At 34.8% G+C, this 20,694-nt stretch carries 19 protein-coding genes; 2 read left to right on the top strand and 17 right to left on the bottom strand.

What is annotated here, in order from left to right; translation table 11 throughout:
* Nucleotides 1–197: 197 nt before the first annotated feature.
* From BM203_RS05785 to BM203_RS05775, 3 genes are all read right to left on the bottom strand, one after another.
* Nucleotides 198–2,867: a calcium-translocating P-type ATPase, PMCA-type gene (locus tag BM203_RS05785; RefSeq protein WP_090093443.1), complete on the bottom strand. Its 2,670-nt coding sequence runs from the start codon at nt 2,865–2,867 to the stop codon at nt 198–200.
* A gap of 174 nt (nt 2,868–3,041) precedes the next feature.
* The gene (locus tag BM203_RS05780; protein WP_090093442.1) at nt 3,042–4,214 is read right to left on the bottom strand and encodes a nucleoside transporter C-terminal domain-containing protein; all 1,173 of its coding nucleotides are present in this window, start codon (nt 4,212–4,214) and stop codon (nt 3,042–3,044) included.
* A 10-nt stretch (nt 4,215–4,224) separates the two neighbouring features.
* Entirely contained in the window at nt 4,225–5,418 is a 1,194-nt protein-coding gene (locus BM203_RS05775) for a bifunctional metallophosphatase/5'-nucleotidase (protein WP_090093441.1), read from the bottom strand.
* A gap of 202 nt (nt 5,419–5,620) precedes the next feature.
* On the opposite strand from BM203_RS05775, the gene BM203_RS05770 reads away from it, so the two are divergent.
* Nucleotides 5,621–6,991: a PTS transporter subunit EIIC gene (locus tag BM203_RS05770; RefSeq protein ID WP_090093440.1), complete on the top strand. Its 1,371-nt coding sequence runs from the start codon at nt 5,621–5,623 to the stop codon at nt 6,989–6,991.
* Nucleotides 6,992–7,079: 88 nt separating this feature from the next.
* On the opposite strand, the gene BM203_RS05765 is transcribed toward BM203_RS05770, so the two are convergent.
* The 8 genes from BM203_RS05765 to BM203_RS05730 form a co-directional block, all read right to left on the bottom strand.
* Nucleotides 7,080–9,479 (bottom strand): phosphoketolase family protein, encoded by a 2,400-nt coding sequence (locus tag BM203_RS05765; protein WP_090093439.1) that lies wholly within the window; start codon nt 9,477–9,479, stop codon nt 7,080–7,082.
* 153 nt (nt 9,480–9,632) lie between these two features.
* Nucleotides 9,633–10,358, bottom strand: a complete 726-nt coding sequence (locus BM203_RS05760) for a GntR family transcriptional regulator (RefSeq protein ID WP_090093438.1) — start codon at nt 10,356–10,358, stop codon at nt 9,633–9,635.
* Between the two features lie 3 nt (nt 10,359–10,361).
* Nucleotides 10,362–11,291 (bottom strand): nucleoside hydrolase, encoded by a 930-nt coding sequence (locus tag BM203_RS05755; RefSeq protein WP_090093437.1) that lies wholly within the window; start codon nt 11,289–11,291, stop codon nt 10,362–10,364.
* Nucleotides 11,292–11,313: 22 nt separating this feature from the next.
* Entirely contained in the window at nt 11,314–12,009 is a 696-nt protein-coding gene (gene rpiA, locus BM203_RS05750) for a ribose-5-phosphate isomerase RpiA (protein WP_090093435.1), read from the bottom strand.
* 126 nt (nt 12,010–12,135) lie between these two features.
* Entirely contained in the window at nt 12,136–12,606 is a 471-nt protein-coding gene (locus BM203_RS05745; protein ID WP_090093433.1) for a Dps family protein, read from the bottom strand.
* Between the two features lie 187 nt (nt 12,607–12,793).
* Nucleotides 12,794–13,258, bottom strand: a complete 465-nt coding sequence (locus BM203_RS05740; protein WP_090093431.1) for a hypothetical protein — start codon at nt 13,256–13,258, stop codon at nt 12,794–12,796.
* A 121-nt stretch (nt 13,259–13,379) separates the two neighbouring features.
* A complete protein-coding gene (gene celB / locus BM203_RS05735; protein WP_090093429.1) occupies nt 13,380–14,726 on the bottom strand; it encodes a PTS cellobiose transporter subunit IIC in 1,347 nt (448 codons plus the stop codon).
* Nucleotides 14,727–14,810: 84 nt separating this feature from the next.
* Nucleotides 14,811–15,311, bottom strand: a complete 501-nt coding sequence (locus BM203_RS05730) for a hypothetical protein (RefSeq protein WP_090093428.1) — start codon at nt 15,309–15,311, stop codon at nt 14,811–14,813.
* Nucleotides 15,312–15,453: 142 nt separating this feature from the next.
* On the opposite strand from BM203_RS05730, the gene BM203_RS05725 reads away from it, so the two are divergent.
* Nucleotides 15,454–16,899: a 6-phospho-beta-glucosidase gene (locus BM203_RS05725; protein ID WP_090093426.1), complete on the top strand. Its 1,446-nt coding sequence runs from the start codon at nt 15,454–15,456 to the stop codon at nt 16,897–16,899.
* Between the two features lie 59 nt (nt 16,900–16,958).
* Here the strand turns inward: BM203_RS05725 and BM203_RS05720 are convergent, their stop codons facing one another.
* The 6 genes from BM203_RS05720 to BM203_RS05695 all read right to left on the bottom strand — a co-directional run bounded on the left by BM203_RS05720 (nt 16,959) and on the right by BM203_RS05695 (nt 20,681).
* Nucleotides 16,959–17,306, bottom strand: coding sequence for a PTS sugar transporter subunit IIA (locus tag BM203_RS05720; RefSeq protein ID WP_090093424.1), 348 nt, complete (start codon nt 17,304–17,306; stop codon nt 16,959–16,961).
* A 14-nt stretch (nt 17,307–17,320) separates the two neighbouring features.
* A complete protein-coding gene (locus BM203_RS05715; RefSeq protein ID WP_090093423.1) occupies nt 17,321–17,656 on the bottom strand; it encodes a PTS sugar transporter subunit IIB in 336 nt (111 codons plus the stop codon).
* Between the two features lie 146 nt (nt 17,657–17,802).
* Complete coding sequence (locus BM203_RS08525) at nt 17,803–18,030, bottom strand: hypothetical protein (RefSeq protein WP_090093421.1); 228 nt, start codon at nt 18,028–18,030, stop codon at nt 17,803–17,805.
* Between the two features lie 129 nt (nt 18,031–18,159).
* On the bottom strand, nt 18,160–18,573 hold the full coding sequence (locus BM203_RS05705) for a PTS sugar transporter subunit IIA (protein ID WP_090093420.1): 414 nt from the start codon (nt 18,571–18,573) through the stop codon (nt 18,160–18,162).
* A 12-nt stretch (nt 18,574–18,585) separates the two neighbouring features.
* Entirely contained in the window at nt 18,586–19,581 is a 996-nt protein-coding gene (locus BM203_RS05700; RefSeq protein ID WP_090093418.1) for an SIS domain-containing protein, read from the bottom strand.
* A gap of 29 nt (nt 19,582–19,610) precedes the next feature.
* Entirely contained in the window at nt 19,611–20,681 is a 1,071-nt protein-coding gene (locus tag BM203_RS05695) for an SIS domain-containing protein (RefSeq protein ID WP_090093416.1), read from the bottom strand.
* Between the last annotated feature and the right edge of the window lie 13 nt (nt 20,682–20,694).

The raw sequence follows: 20,694 nt of genomic DNA, 5'->3' as shown, positions 1-20,694 counted from the left end.
TATTGCAAAGTAAAATATATGTTTTCTAGTATACTATAAATGGTTAATTTTTTTAGAAAATATGCATAAATTTAATAAAAAATTATACTTGGTAACTTTTAAAAAAGTGCTGAATAACAAACAAAAAGCTCTTATTATAACAATTTAGACTATTTCATAATTGTTAACTTTATCAAAGAGCTTTTTTATTATTTAATTTATTTTTTACCTAATATACGTTGCACAAACTTAACTACTTCAACAATAACAATCATACCCAAACCAGCTACTAAAACTATTAGCCATTGTGTAATATTTAACTCAGTTACATCAAAGAACTGATTCATAAACGGCAATTCAACTGCAGACATGACAACTGCAGAAATTAAAATTGCCAGATTAAACCACTTATTCGCAAACGTTCTTTTTGAAAAAATCGATTGGTGAATATATTTAGAATTAACCGCATGGAAAAGTTGAATCAATCCCAGCGTTAAGAAAGCCATTGTCAAAGCATCCTGATGCTGTAAGCTGGTATTACCGACATGTGGGCCAAAATTCAATCCCAATTGGTAGGTAGTTAAAACTAGTATTCCTTCTAGTACTCCTTGGTAAACAATTGAGCTGGCTACTCCCCCACTGAAAAAGTTTGATTGTTTTCCACGCGGCATTCTTTTCATTATCCCCTTTTCAACGGGTTCAAGTCCCAAAGCAATTGCTGGTAGTGTGTCTGTTACCAAGTTTATCCATAATAATTGAACCGGTGCTAGAATATCCCAGCCTAGCATTGTCATCATAAATACGGTTAATACTTCACCAACATTGCAACTCATTAAATAAAGAATTGCCTTTTGAATATTACTAAATACTTTTCTTCCTTGCTTGACTGCCTCAACAATTGTTGCAAAATTATCATCTGCTAAAATCATATCACTGGCGCCTTTAGAAACTTCAGTACCTGTGATCCCCATCCCAATACCAATATCTGCCTGTTTCAAACTTGGGGCATCATTAACGCCATCTCCAGTCATCGCAACAATCTTACCACGTGACTGCCAAGCTTTAACGATGCGTACCTTATGTTCTGGTGAAACTCTAGCATACACACTAAAATCAGGCACATGTTCTGCCAAATAATTATCACTAAAATTATCTAACTGTCCACCTGTAACTACTCGCTCATCTTGATTAGGAGCTAAAATCCCTAATCTTTCAGCAATAGCTTGAGCAGTTACTTGATAGTCGCCAGTAATCATAACTGTTTTAATACCAGCACTATGTGCCTCAGCAATTGCTGCTTTAGCTTCAGGACGTTCCGGATCAATCATTCCAACTAATCCTGCAAAAATCAAGTTTTGCTCAACATTATCAGTAGTTGGTTCATCATATAACTGATCAACAGTTTTATATGCTAACCCCAATACTCGCAAAGCTTTTTGCGCCATTTCCTGGTTGGCAGCCGCAATTGCTGCCCTCTGCTCTTCAGTAATAGGCTTAATTTTACCATTTTGTTCAATTCTGGTTACACGCTTAAGCAATTGATCGGGAGCACCTTTGACTGCTACAAAATACTGCTGCTGGTCCAAATTAATGGTACTCATTAATTTCCGACTAGAATCAAACGGTACCTCTTGCAGCCGTTTATGCACTTGCAGAAGTTGCTGAACATCAATTTTTTGATTAAGGGCAAATTGAATTAGAGCAGTTTCTGTCGGATCTCCTAATAGTTTATTATTATTATCTAATTTAGAATCATTTGCTAGAACCATGGTCATTAAAGCATGATTATCGGCTGCAAGTGCTTGTGTAGCTGGATGCTGTTGATTATTGTAAAAAACTTGCTCAACAGTCATTTTATTTTGTGTTAAAGTTCCAGTCTTGTCAGAACAAATAATGTCTGTAGCTCCCAGTGTTTCGACCGCCGGAAGCTTGCGTACTATTGATTTGTGCTTAGCCATTACCTGGGTACCCAGTGCTAGAATAATTGTTACAATTGCTGGCAAGCCTTCAGGTATCGCAGCCACAGCTAAAGAAACGGCTACTAAAAACATGTCAATTGCCAATTTATCCGTTGGCTCGGTTCCTCTTTTCGTAAAAAAGCCAACAACAAACACGATTGCACAAATCAGCAAAATCATGATCGTTAAAGTTTTGCCTAATTGATTAAGATTACGTTTCAAAGGGGTATCTGTTTCATCAGTATTATTAAGCATTGTAGCTATTTTACCAACTTGAGTATTCATCCCTGTTTCTGTTACAATACCTTCTCCGCGCCCATAAGTCACATTAGTATTAGCAAAAGCCATATTTTTCTGGTCTGCTAAAGCAACTTTTACGTCATTAATAATTGTCGCTTCTTTGTCAACTGGTACAGATTCACCGGTTAAAGCTGATTCCTCAACTTTTAAACTTTTAGCTACTGTTAAACGCAGATCAGCCGGTACAACATCCCCAGCTTCAAGTAAAACTATATCACCGGGAACTAATTGCGGACTCGGAATTTCTACAATCTGTCCTCCACGTCGCACATGCGCATTCGGTGTAGCCATTTTCTTTAAGGCATTAATTGCTTCTTCTGAACGTGCTTCTTGAAATACTCCAAGAATAGCATTTAACATAACTACGACCATAATAATCGCTGCATCAGTCCATTCTTGAGCCACAAAACCCGATAAAACAGCTGCAATAATTAAAACGATAATCATAAAGTCCTTAAATTGCGCTAAAAGCCTTTGCCAGATACTAATTTTTTTCTTGCCTGCCAAACTATTAGAACCATATTTTTCTCGTGCTTCAAGCACTTGACTGTCTGTTAATCCCTTAGCACACGAAGTAGAAAATTCCTGTTCAATTGCTGCGACAGTTTGATGATAAAAATCTTGCAATATTTTAACCCCCTAATTACTAAAAAAAGACTCATGCGCTTAGCACACAAGTCTCACTAATTAAGATAAGTCCAGAAGTATTTCTTCGATTGTTGGACTTACCGCAAATAATTGCTGTTACTCCCTTATGATTATTTAATTATAAATAATTTTGGTATTTTTAACAAGAATAAATAATTAAAATGAATAAAATAATCCAGCGAGTGCGCCATTAATAATACTTACTGCAGTTGCCACCATAAATAAACGCAAGGCGTGTTTAGCAATTGCTTCACCATGTTCTTCATCGACCATAGTATGCATAATACCTAATGTGGTCCCTAGATTAGGTAAGTTAGCAAATGAAATCAAAAATACGCTAACGATTGCTTGGGTTTTAACTGGCACGGCATTCATATTAATTTGATTAATTGCTACAAAAATATTTGTAAAAGCTTTCGTTGCTAAAACTGTCCCGGCACTAACAATTGAATGTGGATCAATTCCCATTAAAAATGCAACTGGAGCACAAACATAGCCAATTAAAGCAGTTAAAGTCTTGCCGCAGGCCGATTTGAAAATAATGTTAACAAATGTAATTAAAGAAACAAAACCAATGATTGAAATTGAAATATTAATCGCTAATTTAAAACCCAAACCCATACTGTCAATCAAACGTGTAATAAGTGATTTCTGGTTTGTACTTTTAGTTGAAATTTCATAATTAACTTGCGTAATATCATATGGCGCAACGATTTTTGCGACAATAATTGATGTAAATAAATTAAGTACCAGCGCTACAAGAATAAATTCTGACTTAATAATGTGCATGTATGAAGCAATCATTGTCAAAGTAGTATTTGATAAAGTATATATAGACAAGGTGAACAACTGGTTAGGAGCCATTTCCTTCATCTGGTCTTTAAAGGGAACAAATACACCGTTACTTACAATTGGATAACTTAAAATTGCAAAAGCATTAATTTCATCAATGTGAAACAACTTTTTAAGTACTTTACCAACATATTTTATAATAAACGGTAAGATGCGTAAGTACTGTAATAATTCAATTAAGGCACAAATAAAAATTAATGGTAGTAGCACATCTAAGAAAAATTGCGAAACTACACCAGGATTTTTCAAATTACCGAAAACAAAATTGACGCCCTTACTACTAGAAGCACTAATAATGTTTAAACTACTAGAAAGCCCATTAATAATCCAGTTACCGATTGAAGTTTTCAGTATTAAAAACAGCAAAATTATTTCTGTAATAAACAGATATAAAATTGATTTATAATCAATATTTTCCCGATCAAAACTAACCCAATACAATAAGCCCAAAACTAAAATTATTCCAATTAATCCCATTCTCTTCTCCTTATCCGCGTTGTTTTAAATAGTATGAATATTCATCAAAAATATTATCAACAAATTGTTCAGTCAAACGATACTCTGGTACATCATATGAATTTGTTAAAACAACAAAATCTTGAGCATCATTAGGAGAATGCTCCTCTTTTAGGGTCCAAGGCTGTTGGCTAAAAGTTGTGTATTCAGACTTAGTCAAATGATAAATTCTAACACCATAAGGAATAGTAAAGGAATCAATTACCTGTTTTCTAGTTTTACCTTGTAAATTGATAAAAATTCCTAAATTTGTGCGCGCAAATTTCTCTTGCAAAAAGCTAACCAACTGACTAAGATCAAGTTCTTCACTTAGCCATTCTTGATATTCTTGCTCATCATAAAAGCTCTCAGCTTTTGCTGGTAGAGTTTCACTGGCAACCACTTCTTCTTTTCGCTGAATGATTTTATTATAATCATCGAATTCAAACGTTAAATGACCATAATAATTGCCACGATAACCACATTGAACAATTAAAGTTTGTCCAATTTGTCCATGATTAACCCGATGTTGATGACCACAACTAAATCCATCAATCCCTGGAGTTTGTGAAACCAATTTAAAAGTTTCGTCTTCTCCCGTTGCATAATTGATTTCATTATGTGTTGCTAAGTCACGTTCAATTCCACCATGATACCCTACTAAAATCAGATCTACTTGATCTCTTAAAACGGCAACTTGCTTTTGCAACTCTGGTAAAGCTGTTTTAACAATCACACCCCTGGTAACTGGAAAATCACTAATCATTGACATTCGACTAGTTACTAAGCCAATAACCCCTACTTTAATACCATTAATTTCTTTAATAGCAAATGGTGGGAAAAGTAACTCATCTTCCTCAGAAAAAGCATTACAACATACATAGTCAGCATTTAAATGCTTAACCTGCTCTTTCAAATAATTAATTCCGTGATCAAAGTCATGGTTACCAGGTACCATAACATCAAAACCAATTGCATTAGCATAATCTACTAATGGTGAAACCGTCATGTGATCACAGAAAAAGGTAGTTAAAGGATTCCCCACAAAAAAGTCCCCACTATCCATTAATAATGAATGAGGATACTTTTCTTTTAATCCCTCAAAAGCCAATGCTGGCTGTTCTCCCGTATTAGCAATGAAGCCGTGAATATCCGTTGTGGTTAACACATTTATTTGCTTAGTCATTGTTTTTTCCTTTGCATTAATATTAATATTGTTAACAATACAATTAATTTTATAATAAATAGTTCGTAAATATCAATATATTTTTTTGAGTCAATTAATTATATATTGACATTATAATCTGATTAAATTATTATATTATTAATTTTTTAAAAAATATAAAATAAAAAATTAATAATATAATATAATTTACCGGGGAGAATATATGGATAAAATAAATAAAGATGCAGTAGCTATTTTAAAATATGTTGGTGGTCCGCAAAACGTAAATAGTCTAGTCCATTGTGTGACTAGACTAAGATTTGAACTTAAAGATAGTCATAAAATTGATGAAAAAAAATTAAATGATTTATCCTGTGTTTTAAGTATCGTACACACTGGCGGGCAAGATCAAATTGTAATTGGTCCCAACGTAGCTGAATATTATGACATTATTCAACAAAAATTAGCCGCTAATAAACAGACTGATTCAAATAAATTACCTGAAGCTAATTCAAGTAATAAAGTAAAATCTTCATTGACAAAAATTATTTCAGGCGCTTTTATGCCTTTACTTTCAATTATGTCTGGCGCAGGCATGGTTAAGGCTATCCTGACTGTATTGACTAGTCTGCATTGGTTATCAGCCACTAGTACGCCATATTTGGTATTAGCTGCGGCAGGCAATTCCGTTTTCTATTTTTTACCTATTTTTGTTGGTATTACTTTAGCCAAAGAATTTAAGGCTGATCCTTTTGTTGGCGGAGCATTAGGAGCTGCATTATTAGAACCCAGTTTTACCCATTTAATTGGCAAACACGGTTTAAACTTTTTAGGAATGCCATTAGACCCGATTGATTATTCAACTACTGTTTTTCCTATATTTGTCATTATTGGGGCATATGTAATTTTAGAACGTTTATTAAAACGAATTATTCCGCAACAACTACAAATTTTTTTAAATTCAACAATTTGTTTAATTATTTTAGTACCAGCAACCGTTTTAATTTTTGGGCCATTTGGTAATACAGTGGGTAATTGGATTTCCACAATTATTATGTGGCTATTTGGCAAAAGTAGATTAGTAGCAGGTTTAGTACTGGGAGCATCCTACTCATTTTTGACTGTCTTAGGATTACATTGGGGACTCGTCCCAATTACGTTACAAAATTTAAAAGTCTATGGTGGTGATGTCATTGGTGGCGTCAGCGTATGCGCATTTTGGGCTCAAATTGGTGTTGCTTTAGGTGCATTCTTATATAGTTTAATTAAAAGTAAAAATGCTAAACTAGAAAGTTTAGCAGGTTCAGTAACAGTTACTGGAATTTTTGCAGGCGTAACTGAACCAATTTTATATGGTTTAATTATGCCTTCCAAGCGTTTAATTATTATTACGGCAATTGCTGGTGGGCTAGGTGGTGCAGTTAGTGCCTCTTTACACGTTGTGGTTAAATCATTTTTAATTGATAATATTTTTTCAATCTTAATGATGATGTATGAGCCAATTGGATTCATGATTCTAGGTTCGGGAACCGCACTTTTAACAGGGGCTCTGCTCACTTACTTTTGGGGCTTTGAAAAGAGTACAAAGAAATAATTCTATCTCTAGCAAAAAAGTTGTTAAGTCTATGCTTCTCAGTAAGACTTAACAACTTTTTCATTTTATAAAAATAGCTAACTAATTGCTACTTCAAGCCAGACCACTGCCATTCAGTAACTTCAGGGATATCCTTACCATTATCTCTAATGTATTGGTGATGCTTCGCCAGCAATTGATCCATTTTAGCAACAAAACCAGCACTTTGCTCTGCATATTGCGGTACACTCAAAATTGCATCCTTTGCTAAATGGAAACGGTCAAGTTGGTTGACTACTCGCATATCAAATGGGGTAGTAATATCACCTTCTTCTTCATAGCAATGAATATGAACATTGCTACGCCCGCGACCAAACCAAATCGATTCCATCATCGCCTTGTATCCATGCCAAGCAAAGATAACAGGTACATCACTTGGAAATAGTTGCTCAAATTCTGCATCAGAAATTGCTGCTGGATTATCCTCAGTATTAATTAACTTCATTACATCAATAATGTTAATGTAACGAATTTTTAAAGCTGGGAAGTTCTTATGCAAAAGGTCGATTGCTGCAAGCGATTCCATTGTTGGCTCAGTCTCAGTTGAAGCAAAAACTACATCTGGTTTAGCATTTTGATCAGTAGACGCCCAGTCAATATATGATAAACCATGCTCAGCAATTCTCGTTGCTTCATCAATAGAGAACCACTGCGGACGCTCTTGCTTAGAAGTAACCAGAATATTAATACATTCACGATCAGTAAAAGCTTTTTGTGAAATTGCTAAGAGTGAGTTGGTATCAGCTGGTAAATATTCATGAACAAGGTCTGGACGATTCTTTTCATACATATGAGTAAGAATACCTGGATCTTGGTGGGTATAGCCGTTATGATCTTGTTGAAAAACAGTTGAAGTAGCTACAAAGTTAAGTGAAGGATAATCCTTGCGCCAGTATTGTTCCTTAGCCTTTCTTAACCACTTCATATGTTGAGTCAACATTGAATCAACTACGCGGCCAAATGATTCATAAGTAGCAAAAAAGCCATGTCGTCCAGAAAGAACATATCCTTCAAGCCACCCTTCATCTTGGTGCTCCGACAATTGCGAATCAATTAAGCGACCACTTGGTGCCAAATTTTCATCATTAGGGGTATGAACTGAACCTTCCCATTGCCGTTTTTGATCATCAATAAATTTAAATAATCGATTTGATTTAGTTTCATCAGGACCAAAGCCCCTAAAATCATTAGGGTTAAGATTGGCAATTTCATTTAGATATTTTGCCCATTCCGTCATATCTTCTGCTTCAATTGAACCAGGTTGGTCAAATTTTAAAGCATACTTACGATAATCAGGTAAATTCAAACGTTTGGCATTTTTTCCACCGTTAGTAATCGGGTTCATAGCCATGCGTCTGTCACCCTGAACATTATCAGCAGTTACGATAGCAGTAGGAGCACCATTTTCATCAAATAATTCTGCTGGATTATAACTCTGCAACCAATCTAGTAACATTTCTTGATGTTCCATATCAGCTTGAGCAACTGGAATTGGAATTTGGTGAGCTCTAAATGAATTTTCAATGGGATTGCCGTCAAGATCAAATTTAGGACCCGTCCATCCTTTAGGTACACGGAAAATAATCATTGGCCAATGGGCAACAGATTCATCATTATTATCACGTGCATTCTTTTGGATAGCTTTAATTTCTTCAATTACAGTGTCCATAAGTTTAGCCATTTCTTGGTGCACTTGCATATGGTCCTTATAACCAGCAAATTCTCCACCTTGATAAGCTGAAATAATATACGGATGCCAACCCATTCCTTCAAAATACTTAGTTAATTCTTCATCGGACATTCTGGAAACAATCGTTGGATTAGAAATTTTAAAACCATTAATTTGCAAAATTGGTAAAACTGCACCATCTTTAATTGGGTTAATAAATTTATCACTAAACCAACTGGCTGCCAAAGGACCCGTTTCAGCTTCACCATCACCAACTTCAACGGCCGCAATTACATCTGGATTATCCAAAATAGCACCAGTACCGTGAGAAATCGAATAACCTAACTCGCCACCTTCATGCATTGAACCTGGAGTTTCTGGGGCAGCATGTGAGGCTGAGCCGCCTGGAAAACTAAAACGCTTGAATAATTTGGCCATCCCCTTTTCATCCTGTTGAATATCTGGATAAAGCTCACTATAAGAGCCATCAAGGTAGGCATTAGAAACCATTACCTGACCACCATGACCGGATCCTTCAATGTAAAACATGTCAAGATCATATTTTTTGATTACCCGATTTAAATGGGCATAAATAAAGTTCTGTGGTGAAATGGTGCCCCAATGGCCAATCGGCTTAGGCTTAACATCACTTGCCTTAAGTTCTTCCTTCAATAATGGATTGCTCATTAAGAAAAGCTGACCAACCGATAAGTAGTTAGCGGCACGCCAATGGGCATCAACGCTTTTAAGAAATTCATTTGAGTCATAATCAACTGCCATTTTAATTCTCCCTTTTTTAAAGTTTTTAGTTTCACTTGATACACATATTATAACAAGTTTCCATTTAAGTTCAACCATTTTTATAATTGGTTCGTTCCAATTTTGAAGGCTACTAAATATGGTATTCAAAAAAACAGGCTAAAAGCCTGTCTTTTATTGATTTAAATTAACAAAAGTATTGAATCTCATGTACTGATAATGTATCCGCATGGTTGATACTTCAAATGGAGTACCATCATCTAAGAAAAAAATTCCTTCTATTACGCCTACTGGCTCTGTTTTTTTGAGTTGCAAACATTTTTGATCATTCTCGTTAGATGAATCAACCGTAATATTTAAAAATGCCTTAGTAACAACTTTGTTCTGCTTATCTTCTAAATAATTAAATAAGGACTTTTTTAAGTGTTCGGGTTTCAGTTCCGGTACAATTTTGATAGGTAAATAGCCCGTTTCCAGCAAAAAAGGCTGCTCATTTAATAAACGCAAGCGATGAAATTCATACACAAAATCATTAGGTTCCAAAAATAGGTCTTGTGCAATTGCCTTTGACGCTGGAATAACATTAAAATCAATTAACTTAATACCTTGAGTTTTACCTGGTACTTTAAGACTATCGGTTAAACCCAGATTGGAACCATCATAACGAAACAGAGACTGATTTTTTAGATATAGCGGGTTAATAAAAGTGCCACTGCCACGTTTTTTAAACACAATTCCTTCCTGTGAAAGGAGCTCCATTGCTCTTTTCATTGATGAACGACTTACCTGATAATGATCTGCCAAACTTCGTTCATCTGGAAGACGCATCCCATCGTACTTATTTTCTAAAATATTCTGTTTTATATCACGCATTACCGTGCGATACACAAAATCTGTCATTAATTACCTCAATTGTTCTGCTTTAGTAATTTCATTTACAAGCCAGCTTGCAAAAACAGTTTGGTTAATTTTTACTCCTACTTGTACATTTGGTTGCTGACCAAAGAAATTATCAAAATCAATCATCGATGCCCCGTAAGCATTACTGCTTTTTGTATCAATAACTACATAGGCTGGCTTAAAAGTATACATATCTGGTTCAATTAACATTCCAGCTGCTAAGGCATCATATATTTCGCGACCATCTGTTTCTGTTTCATCATGTAAATTCGTCATAATGTTATACAGCATATCACCAACATCACCAATCTGTTTAATTTCTTGTAACGTTTCCTGGGTAATATAAGCTTGATGACCTAATTCTAATGGCGCCAACAGTGTTTTTACACCGCTAGAAAAAACAATTTGCGCAGCTTCTGGATCCCCAGCAACATTATATTCACTATATGGGCCCCAGTTTCCGCGTCCAATTGCTCCCCCCATGATTACTAACTGCTCAATTTTAGCTAGATCCTCTGGAAATTGCCGAAAGTAAAGAGCGAAATCAGTTGCTGGTCCAATCTGCATTAAAGTTACTTTTTCTGAACTTTGCTCCACAACTTGGTGAATTGCACTTGCCGCTAATCCTGGCTGCAGTAAACTTTGATCAGCTGCAGGAAATTCATAACCAGCAAGACCATTTTTACCATGAACATCAGAAGCATCAATAGCTTGACGTAATAAAGGACACGTTGCACCGGAGACAACTGGTACCTTCGTTTTTAAAAATGCTTCTAATTTTAATGTATTAACCAAAGTGTTAGCTAATGGTACATTACCCCAAGTTGCTGCAATTAATTTCACATCAAGCTTAGCAGAAAAAAGGGCAATTGTTAGTGCTACTACATCATCTATTCCTGGATCAGTACTAATAATTAATGGTTTTTTTGTCATATATTTTCCCTCTTTACAAAAATTATTTTTTACGTTGCTCTATTTTACCGTTAGTGTGAGCAATAATCACTTCATCACACATATTTATAAAAAGGCCATGTTCGACTACTCCTACCATATGGTCAAGATAAGCTGCTAATCCTTGTGGCACTAAAATTTGTTCAATATTTAAATCAATTATATAATTGCCATAGTGAGTAACAAATCGCTTTTCATCAGCAGCCATGCGCCATGTAGGCTTGAGCCCTTGCGCTTGAAATCGGCGAAAATTTTGCTCGCAGGAAATGGGTAATACTTCAACTGGTAAAGGAAAACCACTCAAATAATCAACTACTTTAGATTCATCAACAATCCAGATTATTTTTTTAGAATTAACTGCTACATTTTTCTCCATAGTCAAGGCACCGCCACCACCTTTAATACCGGAAAAGTCAGTAGCAAAACGGTCAGCACCATCAATCGTTAAGTCAAGTTGATCAACTTCAGCTAATTCATTAACTTGAAAGCCCCACCGCTCCATTTGTCTCTTACTTCTGCTGGAAGTCGTAACAATTGCCGCTAATTCTAAATGTTCTTCTTTTTTACGACGACCTAGTTCATCGATTAAATAAGCAACCGTTGAGCCCGTGCCTATCCCTAATTTCATCCCTGAGCGCACCAAACTCGCAGCCTTGATCGCTGCTCTTTTTTTTAATTCATCTTGATTCTGTTTGTCCATTACCTACACCTTTCTCATAATTATTTTTAATAACCAGCAAATTAACTTTATTATAGCAAATAAATTTAATAATCATGGCACTAAAAAAGACAGCCCAAAAGACTGTCTTTTTATTTGCTAGTTTCATTATTCTGGATCAATAGTAGGAGCTTGATTAATCTCACTAGCCATCATCCAAATCCGTTTCTCTATATCAGTATGGAAACCCGTTAGCATATCATTAGTTGAATAGTCGCCTTCTTCATCACTAACTCTGATTCCCTCTTCATAAAGCCCTTCTAAGTATTTATAACCAGCAATTATTTTGGCATAACGTTCATCAATTGTTTCAGTCCAATTGCCCTTTTCATCCGCAATTTTTGTTTTCTCAGCAATTTCACTTAAAGTTGAGACGGGAGAGCCATCAAGCGTAATTAAGCGCTCTGAAACTTGATCAAGCTGATCAGCTAATTCGTCCATTACCTTGTCTAAGTATGGATGTAGTTTTAAAAAGCGATTTCCTCTCATATACCAGTGATGTTGGTGAACGACCATATGCATTTGCGTTAAATCCGCTACTAATTGATTTAATACTTCTTTAGTCTTTGGGTATTTCATTTAGAATTCCTCCATTTCAGATACCTTGCTTACTTCTTCATCATAACAAGAAAGCGGTCGCAATACCAAAATTTAGTTTATAAAATTTAACTTACTACCTCTTAATCATATTGATAGCTGTGTTAGCTTGATTATAAGTTTTTTCAGGATTATAGATATGATCACGAGCAAGTGACAGGTATATTTTTTACCCATTATTTAATACAAGTTCAAGCCCAAATTGATTCATCAGCATAGAAATAATGCCTGAAAAATAAACTTGCAACATATCAAAAGGCACTGTAAAAGCCATTTTTTTGATTTCATTTTTACCAGCTAAGTGAGCTAATTTAATGTCAGTCAGTTTAATTGTCTTTACAGGAGCATTTTTACCCAACAACAATAATTTAAATTTGTTGAAACGATTACCATAATTGTAATATGTTATTTCTTGCTTAGAAATAGTAAAATAATTAAATTCATCCTGCAAAACTGTCGGGTAATAAACTAGAGTAATCAATAAAAAAATTATTACTCCTGCTAAAACAGCCCAAATAATTGGGTGAATATTCATTAGTTGTAGCATTATTGCCGCTAAGATTCCTATTCCCAAGCAAAATAACAATCCAATTAATAATGGCCGAAAATTTAATTTTTTACCAAAAATAAGCATCAGTCATACCTCTTTTCATTATTTCTATTTTCTATTATAGCACCTTTTTGGTAACGCTTTCTTTAATAATATAAAAAACTGCCTGCAAATGCAGCCAGTTTTTTTATATTATTAATTATTGTTAGTCAGTAGCAGTTTGTTCTTTCTTCAATAAGACATTGTCATAATGCTTGATAAATGGATACCAAACAAGGAAAGCAACAATTGCACACACAATCGCCAAAACCCCTCCTTGCCAACTAGCAGTAGCAATAAAACCACCTAAGCCAACCGGTGTCGGCCATGGTTGTTGCACAATAATTTTTGGCACCAAATGTGAACTTATTCCTAAGTAAGCAATAATTCCTGACGCAAGTGGTGCACAAACAAATGGAATCATTAAATCGATATTATATACAATCGGTAAGCCGAAAATTAATGGTTCGTTAATATTAAAAATTGCGGGCACAATTTCAACCTTTCCCAATTCCTTTAATTGAGCTGAACGTGCTCCTACTACCAGCCAAATAGCGACACCTAACATCGCACCTGAGCCACCAATAGTAATAAAGGCGTTAGTCGGGTCACCAGCAAAGAAGTGATGCGCTCCTTTAACATTAGCAGACATATTGGCTAAAACAATTGGGGCATAAAATGAACTGATAATTGTTGTCCCATGGATACCAAACCACCATAAGAAGTGAATTAAAAATACAATAATTAAAAAGCCCCACCAAGTATCAGCAATGTCGCTAATAAAGGAAAACGGAATAAATAAAATCTTAAATAAATCTGTTCCAGCTAAAACAAATCCAGCATTAATTGCAGCAATAATAATTGCGACACAAAAAGCAGGAATTAAAGCACTAAAGGAATTTGAAACGCCAGATGGAACTGATGCTGGCATCTTAATTTGCCAGTTATGCTTAATGGTATAACGATAAATTTGGACAGTCAACCAAGCTACGACTAAACCAATAAAGATCCCGACTGCACCAATTCGATAAATTCCTGAAGTATTGGCCTCATAACCCCCAGCAACCATTTGGGTTTTACTGAAAACTTGCACGAATTCCATTCGGCCATTCTTCCAGACCAATTCGGCTACCGTGATAAAGAAGCCCATTAAAAACATCATTAACCCATTCATCGGGACTAAGTTAATTTTTTCTTCATCATGATAAATTTTAGTGTAAGAATAGGCAAAAGTGCCGGAAAAAACTAGGGCAATAATCCCCATTGTTGCGTTATAGACTGATTGGTATAAATTAGAAAAACGGCCAATCGTATTCGCATAAAAGCTTATAAATCCCGGTGTATTAATAATCTGTGGCAACACCGTCAAAATCAAGAAAAATGCTCCGACAATTGAAAACGAGATCACACTATAACCCGCATCCATAATTGCCCGTACAAATCTCGTTGCCGCAAATTTACCCGCTATGGCGGCAATCCGATCCTTAAGCGGTTTCTTACTTGGTTCTGTCATTTTTAAAACTCCCTTCAAAATAGTAATTTTTTAAAACTACTTAATTAATATTGTAACCGTTTTCATAACTAATGCAAGAATTTTTTAATTATTTTTGAAAGTTTCAATAACCTTAACGTACCTATCACGATTATTTGTAATCTGGTGGATTCGCTTAATTGACCAATACGCTAAAATAACACCGATAAAAAGGATAGCTAATATTAAATAACAAACATTATTAGTGTTTATAAAAGGGAATAAGTCTACTCTAATAGGTAAAAAAAGACTCCCCGCCAATAACAGGTTAACCAACAATTGTAGCCACAAAAAGGCTTGCGTTATTGGTACAGCTAATTTTCGATTATGTAATTTAGCTAATTGTTCAATCGCTGCAGCCGTAGCAATTAAAGTCATAATTCCTGCTATAACAACTCCAAGCCACGTTTGATATTGAATTAGAATTAATAACCAAAAAAGATTAGTAAACAAAAAAATGACCACTATATAACGCAACATTAAATAACGACTAAAGTATAAATACTTTATAGTGTCTTCATGGTTTTTACGTTGATAGTCTGCTTGATTTTCTTTCTTATTTATCATAAAAAATCCCCCATCTTATGATTTTATTATAGTCCTTAGATACTGATAAAAGCCAATTATTATTTAACTTGATAAAACACTTCAATTTATTATAAAATAAATCTGTTAGCGCTATCAGTATAAATGACAAAAGGAGAAAAATATGTATTCAGCAAAAATGCCAGATGGTTTTTTATGGGGCGGTGCCGTTGCTGCGCACCAATTAGAAGGTGCTTGGAATGTTGACGGCAAAGGAATGTCAATTGCCGATGTAATGACTGTGGGATCAGCAACTAAGCCACGTGAAATTACCGATGGCGTCATTGAAGGAAAGAATTACCCAAATCATAGTGCCATAGACTTCTATCATCACTATAAAGAAGATATCAAATTAATGGCAGAGATGGGTTTTAAGGCTTTTAGAACTTCAATCGCTTGGACCAGAATTTTCCCTAATGGTGATGACGAAGAGCCTAATGAAGCTGGTCTGAAATTTTATGACGATTTATTCGCAACTTGCCATCATTATGGAATTGAACCTGTAGTGACTCTTTCACACTTTGAAATTCCGTTCAATTTAGTCAAAAAATATAATGGTTTCACCAACCGGAAATTAATTGACTTTTTTGTTCGGTTTGCTACTGTCTGCTTTAAGCGCTATAAAGATAGTGTGAAGTACTGGATGACATTTAATGAGATTGATAATCAATCTGCATATAATGAAGACTTTTTAATAGCTACAAATTCAGGAATTATTCTTAATAATCTCAGTGAGAAAGAAAAAGAAGCAGCCATGTACCAAGCTGCTCATTATGAATTAGTTGCATCAGCTTTGGCAGTTAAAGTTGGGCACAAAATTAATCCTAACTTTGAAATTGGCTGTATGATTAATTATTCACCTGTTCGGCCTCTTACTTCATCTTCAGCAGATGTACTATTGGCTGACAAATTTGAACAACGCCGCGATTGGTTCTCAGATGTCCACGTTTTTGGTGAATATCCTAAAGAAGTTGAAACTTATATTAACAGAAATGGTTATCGGTCAGACATTACCGATGAAGATCGAATTGTCCTAAAAGAAGGAACTGTTGATTATGTTGGCTTTAGTTATTATCAAACAACTACCGTTTCAGCGGAAAAAGTTAAGCCAGATGAACTAAATGATTTAGCTAAAGCCGTGGCCAAAAATCCAACTTTAGAACGTAGCGATTGGGGCTGGGAAATTGATCCTGAAGGTCTACGCATTGCTTTAAATCATTTAACAGATCGTTATCATAAGCCACTATTCATCGTTGAAAATGGTCTTGGTGCATACGATAAAGTTGAAGCAGATGGCTCTATTCATGATGATTACCGCGTTGATTATTTGAGAAAACATATTTCTGAAATGGAAAAAGCCGTAGAAATTGATGGTGTTGACTTAATGGGTTACCTTCCTTGGGGACCTATTGATTTAGTTTCAGCTGGAACAGGACAAATGGATAAGCGTTATGGCTTTATCTACGTTGACAAAAATGACGCTGGCGAAGGAGACCTGAGTCGTTCACGGAAAGATTCATTTGACTGGTATAAAAAAGTAATTAAAACTAACGGTTTAGATTTGAATTAAAATATATAAATGAATAACAAAAAACGAAGTTAAATTGAACTTCGTTTTTTGTTATTCATTTATTTTGCCAAGGAATTAGCTTCATATAATTTCTCATACAAATCAACCATTTCACCTGCTAAATCTCTAAAGGTAATTGCATTCATCAAATGATCTTGTGAATGAACTACAAGTAGAGTTACATTAGTGTGCCCTCCTTGAGCTTCTTGGGTCAACATTGCAGTTTGCGAATTATGAGCTTCATTTAAAGAAGCATCAGCTTCTTTTAACTTAGCTCGCGCTCCTTTAATATCGCCTTTTTTAGCTTGACGAATCGCCTCAAAAGCCAAACTTTTTGCATTACCACCATTGGCAATTAGACCCATCGCAGCCTGTAAAGTTTGCTCTTCTGTCTGATTTTCTGCCATCTTAATCTCCCGTTTTAGCCGTTAATTAAATCTTCTGCTTGTTGTAATACTTTTTTACCATCCATCATGCCGTATGCTTGCATATTAATTACATCAAGTGGAATATCTTGACCATCTTTTCCTTTGCCTTTTACTTTATTGACAAAATCATCTTTCATATAACTAACTTGTGGTCCAAGTAGGACACAATCAATTTCTTCTTGCCCAATATGTTGTGAGGCTTCTGAAGCAGGACAAGCAAAAATTTTTGCATCGATTCCTTGCTCTTGAGCTGCCTGTTGCATTTTTGTTACTAGTAATGATGTGCTCATACCTGCACTACAATTTAGCATAATTGTTTGTTCTGCCATAATAAAATTTTCCTCCTAGAATGTATCCATAAAATTTATTTTATTATACCACTTTTTAGGTAGCGCTTACTATTATGACCTATAAAATGTTTAAATTAATTTTTAATTATCATTAAAAATTTTAAATACATCCATAACTATCGTCTTTAAAATTTTTGCATAATCGTTAAAATACCAATCACAAATAATATTAGACTAAAGAAAAATGAAAACGTGATTGCTCCTAAAGAAAAGCCATTGTTAGTTCCTTTATGTAGTATCCCCTTAGTATATTTCACACTATTAAATAGTTGATATACTGCTAAACATATTAATATTACACCAAAAAAGCTTTCAAATTTTGAACCATTAATATAATTAAAACTCCTAGACATATTACTACTCCTTTTAGTTATTCTTAATAACTATGCACTTTAGAGACAATACATTATAGCATCTACAGTTACTAGTAATATATAAAAATATAATATTAGTAAATAAATATTTCATAAAAGCAAAATGACTTAAAATTCTTCATCTTCATCAACTATTTTTTCAGTAACATATTGGTATACACCAGCTGTCCCCGCTTCTATAATAGTCTCAAGTAATTCTGGCATTGCCATTTGTTCACGACTAACAAATAGTTCTAGCAACATTGGCATATTAACGCCCGCTACAATTTCTATATTTGAATATTGCTTTTTAAGGTTAACTAATGTATTAAATGGCGTACCGCCCTTTAAATCCGTCAAACAAATCAACGGCTGAGACAATAACTCTATTTTATTAGTTAATTGTTCGCTTAATTCATCTAATGATTCGCCCATTGTAAAATTGACTGTATAGCAATTTTCCTGCTTGCCACAAATCATTTCCGCACTTTTCACTAGTTCTAGTGCAGAGTTACCATGCATACAAACTATCACACCAATCATAAATATCACCAATTAATAGTCTAAAGCTCGATAATAGCGTCTTATATCCATCGGATGACGATTCAAGTGTTCAATATGAATATCAATCCGGTTATTGATTGCGTGGAAAACAAATGGTGATAATGTTCCACGATATTTTTCTGAAATACCTGGTAAGTCATAATCTTTGGCATCAATAATCGTATAATTACCACAAATTTCAGGTAAAAAGTGGGCTACCCGCTCACTTAAAGGTCGCTGGCTATCTTCTCCTACATATACGGTTACGGGAGTATCACGATCAATTATTTCAAACATGCCATGGAAAAATTCTGCTGCTTCAACTGCGCGTGTTTTTAACCAATGTTGTTCCTCCCAATAACACATTGCATAAGAATAAGTTGCCCCCCATTGATTACCAGCGCCAACAAAGTAATGAATTGCATCATCATGGTGCTTTTGTGCAAAATCTTTAGCAAAAGCATCTGCTTTTACACTAACTTCGGCAATGTCTTGAGCGAAATACTGCTCCATTTCTTGATAAAAGTCTTCATAATCAGGAAATTCACCATTTAGATACATTAAGCGATCACCAACCATAAAGAACTTTAGTTGTTCGTTTTCTGGATAAGAGATGCAGTAAGTCAAACTAGAGACAAGCTTTGCTTTCGGATCATCCATAAAACCCAAGATAGTTGCACCTACTTCATTCAACTTTTTGACGGCCTCAACCATCTCTTTAGTATTACCCGTAACAGATGAAATGATTACTAATGTTTTATCTGTAATTCGTTTATTACCAGTTACAATATATTCTGCTGCATTTTGATAAAAAGTTTCCAAGGCACTCTTTTCTTTCATATGAATGTTAGCTTGCATACCTGAAGCATAGGTGCCACCAATTCCTAACCAACAAATATTAGAAATACCTTTGTTAAATAATGGATCAATTATTTCATTAATCTTGCCTCTTAGCTTAAGGGCACCATCCATGCTTTGAATTAATTCTTGCTTATTAAATTTACGCATTTGTATTTTCCTCTTTTTTAAAATTATGATTAGATCTTTGACGCTGTAATTTCATCGAAATCAGGGTAAGCTGAACGTTGCAAATCAATTCCCTTTTTTTGCGACAAACGATAAGCCAGTAAATGAACCGGAACAGTCATAAATAAAGCGCTTAACAGTTCATTTGTTTCTACTTGAAGACTTAAATCATGACTACCTAAATTTTGAGCCACACCGGCATAAATTGAGTAAACGTGCTCAATATGCTTATTTAAAAATTGTTGCAATAGTTCTTGCCGCTTTTGTAATTTTCCATTAGGCTCCAAGCAAATAACAAAATCATCATGTTTTAGTCCTAAATAAGGGCCATGCATATATTCTTCTAGTTCTTTACCCCAAGAACTGATTCGAACAGCTTCGGTTATTTTCGTTTCGCCTTCTCGGCTAACTCCATAAGCAGCTCCGTAGCCAATAAACATTATTCTTTGTGCATTACTAAATTCAGATAAATGCAAATCAACCCACTGACTAGACCTTTTAATAACAGAAGGCATTGCCTGCATAATTGATGTCAGTTCGGTTAAATATTTTTGATAACACACGCTAGTAATTTGATTTTTTACGCTCGCAATTGTTAATGTGATTAGTAGTAAATCTAAAATTTCCACACTATAACCAGCACTAACATATGGCATTTCTTCTACCGGCATCCCCATTAATAAAAGATTTTTACTAATCTTGGCAACCGGACTATCAAGTTCGCTAGTCAGCGTATATACTTTATGTCCTGCTTCTTGCAAACGTTCGATTAATTTGACTACTGAATAACTATGACCACCTTGTGAAATTGCCAAACACAAAGTATTTTTTTTGACATTCAACAGATAATTTTCCGAAATTGATGGTTCTTCAATTCGTACCGGCATTTTTAAAATTTTACTCATAAAGGGCAAGGCACCATAAGCTGCATTTGAACTTGACCCTGTTGCATAAATTACTACGTTATCAAATTTCATTACCTCGTCCTTGGTGAACTTGTCCCCAAACAAACTTTGATAATTATCGAGAACGGACTGATAATATTGCGGTTCTAAATTAACATAATCTTCAATGCTTTTCACAAATATCTCCTTA

The sequence above is a fragment of the Lactobacillus bombicola genome (assembly GCF_900112665.1).
Classification (GTDB): Bacteria; Bacillota; Bacilli; order Lactobacillales; family Lactobacillaceae; genus Lactobacillus; species Lactobacillus bombicola.
This window is presented reverse-complemented; position numbering and strand designations above follow the sequence as displayed.

Excerpts from the sequence above, each read along its gene's own strand:
- BM203_RS05765 (WP_090093439.1), bottom strand. The coding sequence starts at position 9,479 with ATGGCAGTTGATTATGACTCAAATGAATTTCTTAAAAGCGTTGATGCC.
- BM203_RS05720 (WP_090093424.1), bottom strand. The coding sequence starts at position 17,306 with ATGGCAGAAAATCAGACAGAAGAGCAAACTTTACAGGCTGCGATGGGT.
- rpiA (WP_090093435.1), bottom strand. The coding sequence starts at position 12,009 with ATGGACAAACAGAATCAAGATGAATTAAAAAAAAGAGCAGCGATCAAG.
- BM203_RS05775 (WP_090093441.1), bottom strand. The coding sequence starts at position 5,418 with ATGACTAAGCAAATAAATGTGTTAACCACAACGGATATTCACGGCTTC.
- BM203_RS08525 (WP_090093421.1), bottom strand. The coding sequence starts at position 18,030 with ATGTCTAGGAGTTTTAATTATATTAATGGTTCAAAATTTGAAAGCTTT.
- BM203_RS05700 (WP_090093418.1), bottom strand. The coding sequence starts at position 19,581 with ATGCGTAAATTTAATAAGCAAGAATTAATTCAAAGCATGGATGGTGCC.
- BM203_RS05715 (WP_090093423.1), bottom strand. The coding sequence starts at position 17,656 with ATGGCAGAACAAACAATTATGCTAAATTGTAGTGCAGGTATGAGCACA.
- BM203_RS05740 (WP_090093431.1), bottom strand. The coding sequence starts at position 13,258 with ATGCTTATTTTTGGTAAAAAATTAAATTTTCGGCCATTATTAATTGGA.
- BM203_RS05705 (WP_090093420.1), bottom strand. The coding sequence starts at position 18,573 with ATGATTGGTGTGATAGTTTGTATGCATGGTAACTCTGCACTAGAACTA.
- BM203_RS05730 (WP_090093428.1), bottom strand. The coding sequence starts at position 15,311 with ATGATAAATAAGAAAGAAAATCAAGCAGACTATCAACGTAAAAACCAT.
- BM203_RS05745 (WP_090093433.1), bottom strand. The coding sequence starts at position 12,606 with ATGAAATACCCAAAGACTAAAGAAGTATTAAATCAATTAGTAGCGGAT.
- BM203_RS05770 (WP_090093440.1), top strand. The coding sequence starts at position 5,621 with ATGGATAAAATAAATAAAGATGCAGTAGCTATTTTAAAATATGTTGGT.
- BM203_RS05725 (WP_090093426.1), top strand. The coding sequence starts at position 15,454 with ATGTATTCAGCAAAAATGCCAGATGGTTTTTTATGGGGCGGTGCCGTT.
- BM203_RS05755 (WP_090093437.1), bottom strand. The coding sequence starts at position 11,291 with ATGACAAAAAAACCATTAATTATTAGTACTGATCCAGGAATAGATGAT.
- celB (WP_090093429.1), bottom strand. The coding sequence starts at position 14,726 with ATGACAGAACCAAGTAAGAAACCGCTTAAGGATCGGATTGCCGCCATA.
- BM203_RS05760 (WP_090093438.1), bottom strand. The coding sequence starts at position 10,358 with ATGACAGATTTTGTGTATCGCACGGTAATGCGTGATATAAAACAGAAT.
- BM203_RS05780 (WP_090093442.1), bottom strand. The coding sequence starts at position 4,214 with ATGGGATTAATTGGAATAATTTTAGTTTTGGGCTTATTGTATTGGGTT.